This is a genomic window from Brevundimonas sp. (assembly GCF_032107865.1).
In the GTDB taxonomy this organism is placed as follows: domain Bacteria; phylum Pseudomonadota; class Alphaproteobacteria; order Caulobacterales; family Caulobacteraceae; genus Brevundimonas.
This window is the reverse complement of record NZ_DAMCNG010000297.1, coordinates 1-2,741: the sequence shown is the minus strand read 5'-3', so window position 1 is coordinate 2,741 and position 2,741 is coordinate 1. Positions and strand designations below refer to the sequence as shown.

4 protein-coding genes and 2 pseudogenes are annotated in these 2,741 nt (G+C 65.3%); 1 reads left to right on the top strand and 5 read right to left on the bottom strand.

Annotated elements, in window-relative coordinates; all coding sequences use genetic code 11:
* A pseudogene (locus tag RT567_RS15820) lies at positions 1–231 on the bottom strand (hypothetical protein); the annotation flags it as partial.
* Between the two features lie 320 nt (positions 232–551).
* On the opposite strand from RT567_RS15820, the gene RT567_RS15815 reads away from it, so the two are divergent.
* A complete protein-coding gene (locus tag RT567_RS15815) occupies positions 552–1,112 on the top strand; it encodes an OmpA family protein (RefSeq protein ID WP_374759269.1) in 561 nt (186 codons plus the stop codon).
* Positions 1,113–1,216: 104 nt separating this feature from the next.
* On the opposite strand, the gene RT567_RS15810 is transcribed toward RT567_RS15815, so the two are convergent.
* From RT567_RS15810 to RT567_RS15795, 4 genes and pseudogenes are all read right to left on the bottom strand, one after another.
* Positions 1,217–1,702, bottom strand: coding sequence for a DUF411 domain-containing protein (locus tag RT567_RS15810; RefSeq protein WP_313577177.1), 486 nt, complete (start codon positions 1,700–1,702; stop codon positions 1,217–1,219).
* A 2-nt stretch (positions 1,703–1,704) separates the two neighbouring features.
* On the bottom strand, positions 1,705–1,902 hold the full coding sequence (locus tag RT567_RS15805) for a heavy-metal-associated domain-containing protein (RefSeq protein ID WP_313577176.1): 198 nt from the start codon (positions 1,900–1,902) through the stop codon (positions 1,705–1,707).
* A 60-nt stretch (positions 1,903–1,962) separates the two neighbouring features.
* Positions 1,963–2,382, bottom strand: a complete 420-nt coding sequence (gene cueR, locus RT567_RS15800) for a Cu(I)-responsive transcriptional regulator (protein WP_313577175.1) — start codon at positions 2,380–2,382, stop codon at positions 1,963–1,965.
* Positions 2,382–2,741, bottom strand: a pseudogene (locus tag RT567_RS15795) (heavy metal translocating P-type ATPase); the annotation flags it as partial. The gene cueR and the pseudogene RT567_RS15795, both read right to left, overlap by 1 nt.

Sequence of the window (2,741 nt, the reverse complement as noted above, 5' to 3'; positions counted from 1 at the left end):
AGCCTCCGAGCCGCCCGCTGGCGCATCGCCCGGCGCAGGTTCCGAAGGCGGCGGCGGAGGCGGAGGCTCCGGCGGGTCGACCAGCATCACCTCGACTGCCGGCGGAACCGGAGCCTCCGGCGGTCGTTCAACCGGCGCAGCAATGATCAGCGCCAGGATCAAACCATGCGCGACCAGGCTGCCCAGGATCGGGCCGGCCTTGTTCCGACGGCGATGAGACCCCGCTTTCACCCCGAGGCTCCCCAAGCCTTGCCGTCATGGGATTCGTAGTTGTGGATGGCCCCAAACACCAAAGCTATCAATAGATTTTCCTCGCCCTTTGATATTCGACAATGACCATCCCAGCACGTCAGGAAAATGGCGACAACAAGCCAGACCATAAATCGGCTCAGAACAGCAAAAACGTCGATTGTTGAAATTTTTTTACAGTCAAGCTGAACCTTTTCACTTCTTCGCGCGTCTTTGCTCCGCCGTTTTGCAACCGACACCGGTGCGGCGCGTAACATCCCCCGGAGTTGGGCCGGGCACGAAGGAGACTGAATTTGATCAAATTGGCATCTAGGACCGCTGTCATCGGCGCCGTCGCCGTTCTCGGCATCGCCGTCAGCGGCTGCGCCAGCCACCGGTTCGTCCGCGACAACGTGCAGGTCGTGAATGAGCGCGTCGACGGCGTCGACGCTCACGTCACCCAGGTTGAAGGCACGGCGGGCGAAGCCCTGGCCCGCGCTAACGCCGCGCACAAACTGGCCCAGGGCAAGTTCCTGTACGAGGTCGTGCTGTCGGACGACTCGGTGAAGTTCCCGGTCAACCACACCGAACTGTCGCCGGAGGCCGAGCAGCGTCTGGCTGAACTGGTTCAGCGCCTGCGCGCCGAAAACGCCAACGTCTATCTGGAAATCCAGGGCCACACCGACTCGACCGGCAACGACCAGATCAACGAGCGTCTGGGCCAGGAACGCGCCGAAGCTGTGCGTCGCTTCCTGAGCGATCAGGGCATCGCCCTGAACCGCATGGCGACCATCTCCTACGGCGCCGCCAAGCCGGTCGCGCCGAACAACACCCGTGAAGGCCGCGCGCAAAACCGCCGCGTCGCCATCATGGTTCTGGCCTAACGGCCAAAGACTTTCGCTCCGGCCTCCTGCCCCGGCCGGAACGAGAAACGGCGGCGTCCCGCAAGGGACGCCGCCGTCGTCTTTTTAGCCTGTCCGGCGCTGGATCAGGCCGGATCAGCGCCCACAAAGGTCATGAAGCGCGCCGGCGCGCCCTCGCCGAAGGTCATGACGTCATAGCGGTCCGGTTCATAACCGGGCGCTTCCATACCGGGCGATCCCGTCGGCATGCCGGGCACGCCGATGCCGCGCGCCTGACCGGGGTTCTTCAGAAAGGCCTTCACGCCCGCCGCCGGAACGTGACCCTCGATCACCTTGCCGTCGATCACCGCCGTATGGCAGCCCCACAGCGACTGCGGCACGTCCAGACGCTGCTTCACCGGGACCAGTTCGTCGGTCGCGATCACATTGACCTCGAAGCCCGAGCGCCGAATGTGATCGACCCAGCCGCCGCAGCAACCGCAGGAGTCGCTCTTGTAGACGGTCATGACAGCGGCCTCGGCGGGCTTGGCGAAGCCCTCGGCCAGAAACACGCCGCCGCCGACAGCCAACGCCCCGATAGCGACCGCCGCCAGTTTAACAGGCATCTTCATCTTCAGTTCTCCTGAACGGGATAGCCGGCCGCCGCCAAGGCGGCGGCCAGGGATTGAGGGGACGCCGTCGTCTCGACCTCGACCCGGCGCGCCGGGACGTCAGCCGTGACCTTGGCCGCCGGATCGACGGACAGGACGGCCTTCTCGACCGAAGCGACGCAACCGCCGCAGCGGATTTTCGGAATGGTGAGCGAGATCATGACGATGCTCCTTTTCTTGATACGCGACAGTTCATTGGACCCCTTGCCATCATAGGAAGGTCAAGCGGTCGCACCGGCTGCGTCCTGCGACGGATCGCCCGCCAGGTCAGACAGGATCGGGCAGTCCGGCCGCTCGTCACCGGCGCAGCAATTGGCCAGGTGACGCAGGGTGTCCGCCATCTCGCGCATCTCCAGAATGCGGGCATCCAGATCGACCAGGTGCTTCTCGGCCATGGCCTTGACCTCGCGGCTAGGCCGAGCCCCATCGCGCCATAGCGACAGCAGGCGGCCGATCTCCTCGATCGAGAACCCCAGTCCCCGCGCCCGACGGATGAAGCGCAGATCATTCAGGTCGCGTTCTGAAAAGTCGCGATAGTTGCCTTCGGTCCGGTCCGCCGGGCGGATCAACCCTTGCGCTTCATAATAGCGGATCATCTTGGGCGTGACGCCGCTGGCCTGTGCCGCCTTGCCGATGTTCATCACGCGGCTCCCTTCACGCTGTTCGAACCGATATGGGGTTTGAAGGCCCGCAAGCGCAGGGCGTTCAGCACCACGCTGACGCTGGACAGGGCCATGGCCCCCGCCGCCAGCATGGGCGACAGCATCAGGCCGAAGACCGGATAGAGAACGCCCGCCGCCACCGGGATCAGCAGCACATTATAGCCGAACGCCCAGGCCAGGTTCTGGCGGATGTTGCCCATGGTCGCCCGCGACAGGCCGATGGCGCTGACAGCGCCGCGCAGGTCGCCGCCCGTCAGGATCACGTCCGCGCTCTCGATCGCCACGTCCGAGCCGCCGCCGACCGCCAGACCCACGTCCGCCGCCGCCAGGGCCGGGGC